4 protein-coding genes are annotated in these 5,569 nt (G+C 72.9%); 2 read left to right on the top strand and 2 right to left on the bottom strand.

What is annotated here, in order from left to right:
• The first annotated feature begins 71 nt into the window (after positions 1-71).
• On the top strand, positions 72-911 hold the full coding sequence (locus HUX53_RS26920; RefSeq protein WP_309237451.1) for a polyprenyl synthetase family protein: 840 nt from the start codon (positions 72-74) through the stop codon (positions 909-911).
• A gap of 13 nt (positions 912-924) precedes the next feature.
• On the opposite strand, the gene HUX53_RS26915 is transcribed toward HUX53_RS26920, so the two are convergent.
• A complete protein-coding gene (locus HUX53_RS26915) occupies positions 925-1,818 on the bottom strand; it encodes an LLM class flavin-dependent oxidoreductase (protein ID WP_176406021.1) in 894 nt (297 codons plus the stop codon).
• 52 nt (positions 1,819-1,870) lie between these two features.
• On the bottom strand, positions 1,871-3,097 hold the full coding sequence (locus HUX53_RS26910) for an ABC transporter substrate-binding protein (RefSeq protein WP_176406020.1): 1,227 nt from the start codon (positions 3,095-3,097) through the stop codon (positions 1,871-1,873).
• Between the two features lie 302 nt (positions 3,098-3,399).
• Between HUX53_RS26910 and HUX53_RS26905 the strand changes: the two genes are divergently transcribed.
• The coding region (locus HUX53_RS26905; protein WP_176406019.1) for a nitrate- and nitrite sensing domain-containing protein at positions 3,400-5,569 on the top strand (2,170 nt) is incomplete at its 3' end.

Here is a 5,569-nt window from a genome sequence, read left to right as displayed (position 1 = left end):
CTGTCTTTGTGTTTGTAGTGGTGCGTGGTGCCCGTGGCTGCACCCTATCCTCTTCGTCGGCAGCGTCAGAGGTGTATAAGGGACAGCTGCTGGCCGCGGAGGCGGCCGGCGGGACGGCCGCCGCCGCCCTGCCGGCCGCCGTGGCGGTCGAACTGGCGCACAACTTCTCGCTCCTGCACGACGACGTCATGGACGGCGACCCGACCCGCAGGCACCGCCCCACCGCCTGGACGGTCTTCGGGACGAACGCCGCGATCCTGACCGGGGACGGCCTGCTCGCCGCCGCCTACGAGGTGCTCGCCGTCGCCGACTCGAAAGCGGTCGCGCACGGCGTCCGCATCCTCGCCCGGGCCGTCATCGACCTGGTCGAAGGCCAGTGCGCGGATCTCGCCTTCGAGGAGCGCGACGACGTGACGCTCGACGAGTGCCTCACGATGGCGAGCCGCAAGACCGGCGCACTGATGGGCGCGGCCTGCGCCCTCGGCGCCCTGTACGGCGGCGCCACCACCGCCGAGGCCGGCCGCCTGCGCACGTTCGGCGAGCGTTTCGGCCTGGCCTTCCAGCTCACCGACGACCTGCTCGGCATCTGGGGCGACCCCGCCGTCACCGGCAAACCCGTCCGCTCCGACCTGCACAACCGCAAGAAGTCGCTGCCGGTCGTCGCCGCGCTGACCTCCTCCCACCCGGCCGCCGTCGAGCTGGCCGACCTCTATCTAGGCGACGAACCGCTCTCGACGGACGACACCGCGCGAGCCGCCGCCCTCATCGAGGCCACCGGCGCCCGCGCCTGGGCGACCGCCCAGGCCGACACGCTCATGGCCGAGGCCCAGGCCTACCTGACCGGCGCGGCCCCGGCCCCGTCCGCCGAGCTCCTCGCCCTCGTCCGCCTGACGACCCGCCGCGACCGCTGACCGGCGAGCGGGGTCAGGCGGTGCGTTCCCGGGCCACCTGGGTGCGGACGACCGGGACGACCTCGTCCGCGAACCGCCTGATCTGGGCGGTCTGGTCGTCGCCCTCCGCCCAGAAGACGAAGGTGTCCATGCCGGAGCCCACGGCGAGGTCGGTCAGCTCGTCCGCCCACTGGGACGCCGGGCCGCGCAGAAACCCCTCCGACGACCCGTCGGTGATCTTCCCGGAGACGTTGTAGAGCCGGCGGATCTCGGCCGGGTCGCGTCCGGCGGAGGTCGCGGCCTCGTCGATGCGTGCGTGCAGGTCCGGAAGCCGGTCGGGGGTGGCCCACGTGGAGGACGGCAGCCAGCCGTCGGCGGCGCGTCCGACGAGGGCGAGGCCGCGGGGGCCGCCCACGCCGAGCCACAGTTCCATAGGGTGCGCCGGGACGGGCCCGGCCTTGGCGCCGCGCAGGTGGTAGTGGTCGCCGGCGAAGCGCAGGTTCCGCTCGCCGCTCCAGATCTCGCGGATGACGGTGACGGCCTCCTCCAGGGCGTCCGCGGCCTCCTTGCGGGTGCGGGACGGGCCGCCGAACGCCTCGATGGCCTCGGTGAAGCCACCGGCGCCGAGGCCCAGCTCGGCGCGTCCGCCGGACAGGACGTCCAGGCTCGCGGCGGCCTTGGCCAGCACCGCCGGCGGGCGCAGCGGGAGGTTCGCCACGTCCGGGAACACGCGCACCCGTTCGGTGACGGCCGCGATCATGCTGAGCAGCGTCCACGTGTCGACGTAGCGGCGCTGGTAGGGGTGGTCCTGCACGCCGATCAGGTCGAGGCCCGCGCGGTCGGCGGCGCGGGCCGTCTCCAGTAGCGGGTCGTCCGCGTTCGGGACGAGGAAGTAACCGAACTCCAGCTGCCTGCCATAGTCGCCCATACCCCGGTAACTCGGGGGCATGGGCGCTTGTTCCAGCCGGGCCGCCGGGGGCTCAGCCCTTGATCTGGGTCCAGGCCTGGGCCCAGCGGGAGTAGTCGACGCAGGTGCTTCCGCGGTCGTCGCCGCAGTCCTCCACGGGGGTCTTCCAGAAGGCGAGGCGCTTGTAGAACTCGGGGTCGCCGACGTGGTACGTCGAGCAGAAGCCCTTGGCGGTGTACCGGCACGCCTTCGGGTTGGCGGGCGCCTCGCCGAACCACTGCGCGACCTCGGCCTGCACCTTCGGGGTGGTGATCCAGTTCATCCACTTGTACATGCAGGTCGGATGCTGGGCCTTCGAGGAGACCATCCAGGTGTCGGACCAGCCGGTGGCGCCCTCGGACGGGAGGGTCGTCGCGACCGGCGCCTTGTCCGCCAGGGCCAGGTTCGCGGTCACCTGCCACGCGGTGCCCGTGTAGTTGTAGCCGCTCTTGAACGACTGGAGCTCGTCCAGGTAGTTCGCCCAGTACTGGTTGACCATCGGACGCTGCTGCTTGAGCAGGTCGATCGCCGCCTGGAACTGCTCCTCGTCCAGCTCGTACACGTCCTTGATCTTCAGGTCGGGACGGTGCGCCTTCAGGTAGAGGGCGGCGTCGGCGATGTAGATCGGGGAGTCGTAGGCGACGACGTGCCCGGCGGCGGGGGAGTCCTTCTCCCACACGACGCTCCACGAGGTCGGACGTTGCGGGATCTTGTCCGTCCGGTACATCAGCATGTTGGCGCCGTAGCCGTGCGGGACGCCGTACATCTGGCCGTTGACCGAGTTGTACGGCTGGTTCTTCAGGTACTTGGCGATGTCGCCGTAGTTGCTGAGCAGACCGGTGTTGACCGGCGCGACCAGCCCGCCGTAGATGAGCCGCAGGCTCGCGTCGCCAGACGCCGACACGCCGTCGTACCGGCCGGTCTTCATCAGCGCGACCATCGAGTCGGACGTGTCGGCGACCTTCGTGTGCACCTGGCAGCCGGTCGCCTTCGTGAACGGGGTGACCCAGTCGACGGTCTTGTCGCTGGAGCCGTCCTCGGCGTAGCCGGTCCAGGCGACGAGGTCGAGCCGCCCCTCCGGGGTGCCGAGCTCCTGCATCATCGGGATGTCGGGCGGGGTGGCGGCGGAGGCGGAGTCGCCGCTGCATCCGGCGGTCAGCGCGGCGGCCGTGGACAGCGCGCCGGCGGCGAGCACCGTCCGCGACCTGCGCGTGCGGAGGCGCGACCCGGCGTTTTTCGTCGCGTATGGAGAACGATCCATCACGCTGAGGCATCGTAGGGGTATTTTCGTCCGTCTGTGCACACAAAACGTGATGATCCGGAAACTGTCGACACACGGCGCCGGACGGTCTTAGGCTCTCCTACCGTTCACCCGCGACCCGTCCCGCACCGCAGACCCGTCCGTCCCGCACCGCACATCCGCCGTCCCGCCAGCCGTCCGAACGAGTGAAAGTTCTAGCCGCAGTGCCAAATCGAGGCCGCACCACCACGGACTCAGCCGCCGGCCACCGGCGGGCTCCCAAGGCAGCGCGATTCCGGTCCATCCGCTTCAAGGTCGTCCTCATGGTCACCGTCTCGGTGGTCTCCCTCGGCGTCCTGTGGGCGTTCGCCGCGAGCATCGCGCTCGGCGAGGGGCTCAACCTCCGGCACGTCAAGACCGTCCAGGACCACTACGGGTACCCGTCCGGCGCGCTCGGCAGCGCGCTGCAGGCGGAGCGGCGGCTGTCGATGGTGTACCTCGGCGGCCGCGCGGAGGGCGACAGGGCGTCGATGGAGTCCGGCCGGCTGGTCACCGACCGGCAGGCCGACCTGTTCCGCCGGCTCGCCAACGACGCGGGCGCCCGCGGCGCCGCGCCGGAGCACACCCGCACGATCGCCGACAAGATCATCAGTGAGCTGGACGGGCTGCCCGCCCGGCGCCGCGCCATCGACACCGGCGCCATCGACCGGGACCGCGCGTTCGCCGACTACACCGCGCTGCTCGGCGACGTCGGCGCGCTGCAGGGCTCCCTCGCCACGCTGGACAACTCCGAGGTCGCCAAGGACGCCCGCAACGAGGCGTCGCTGACCCGCGCCCGCGAGGTCCTCGCGCAGGAGGACGCGCTGCTCGCCGGCGCGCTCGCCGCCGGCCGGATGACGGCCGCCGAGCACGCCCGGTTCGTCAAGCTCGTCGGGACGCAGCGCGCCCTCTACGGGTACGCGGCGGCCGAGCTGCGCTCCGCCGACCAGGCCTACTACCAGCGCGTCGTCGCGATGCCCGAGTACGGCCGGCTCCGCACGCTGGAGAACCGGTTCGTCGGGTCCGCCCGATACGTCAAGAAGAGCGCCGGGAACGCCGGCGTGCTGTGGAAGACCACCGCCGACTCCAACCTGACCCGGCTGCGCGGGCTCGAACTCGCCGTGTCCGAGGGCGCGGAGAAGCGCGCCGAGCCGATCGCCGCCGGCATCATCACCCGCGTCGTCCTCGCGGGCGCGCTCGGGCTCGTCGCCGTCGCCGCGTCCCTCGTCCTCGCGATCTGGGTCGCCCGGTCCGTCATCCGGGAGCTGGCCCGGCTGCGCCGCGAGGCGATCGACCTGTCCGAGGTCCGGCTGCCCGGCGTGATCCGCCGGCTGCGCCGCGGCGAGGAGGTCGACGTGACCGCCGAGGCGCCGCCGCTGGCGTTCGGCACCCGCGAGATCGACCAGGTCGGGGACGCCTTCAACGCCGCCCGCCGCACTGCGATCCAGGGCGCGGTCGAGGAGGCGACGCTGCGCCGCAACGTCAGCGACGTGTTCGTCAACCTCGCCCGCCGCAGCCAGACGCTGCTGCACCGCCAGCTCAAGCTGCTGGACGCGATGGAGCGGCGCATCGAGACGCCCGACGACCTGGAGGACCTGTTCCGGGTCGACCACCTCGCCACCCGCATGCGGCGGCACGCCGAGGGCCTGATCATCCTGTCCGGGCAGGCGCCCGGCCGCGGCTGGCGCAGCCCCGTCGCGATCGTCGACGTCGCCCGCGCCGCCGCGTCCGAGGTCGAGGACTACACCCGGGTCAACGTCGCGCCGATGTCGCGCGCCGCGATCGTCGGCCCGGCGGTCGCCGACGTCATCCACCTGCTCGCCGAGCTGATCGAGAACGCCACCGCGTTCTCGCCGCCGCACACCACCGTGCAGGTGCAGGGGCAGGCCGTCTCGCACGGCTTCACGCTGGAGGTCGAGGACCGCGGCCTGTCCATGGACGAGCCGAGCCTCGCCGGCGCCAACGAGCGGCTCGCCACCGCCGCCGAGTTCGACCTGTCCGACAGCGCCCAGCTCGGCCTGTTCGTCGTCGGCCGGCTCGCCCGCCGGCACGGCATCAAGGTGACGCTGCGGACGTCCCCGTACGGCGGCATGACCGCGATCGTCCTGCTGCCCGAGGGCCTCGTCGTCCCGGACGAGGGCGACCCGGCGCAGGCCGGGCCCGCCCTCACCACCCGCCGCGCGGAGGACGCACTCGTCCCCGTCGGCTCGGTCGTCGGCGGCGGCCGGGAGGAGCGGGGCGGGTCGGTGCTGCGGCTCCCGTCGGGACGGCACGCCGCGCCCGCGTCCGCGCCGGCGTCCGTGTCGGCGCCGGCCGGGGAGCCGGGCCCGGGGACCGGCCCGATCCCGGTGTTCGAGGACCCGGGCCCGCGGACGGGACCCATCCCGGTGTTCGAGGGGCCGATCCAGGGGCCGGCGCCCGCGCCGCGCTCGGCGCCGGCCCCTGGATCGGCTC

The sequence above is a fragment of the Actinomadura sp. BRA 177 genome (assembly GCF_013372625.1).
Classification (GTDB): Bacteria; Actinomycetota; Actinomycetes; order Streptosporangiales; family Streptosporangiaceae; genus Spirillospora.
This window is presented reverse-complemented; position numbering and strand designations above follow the sequence as displayed.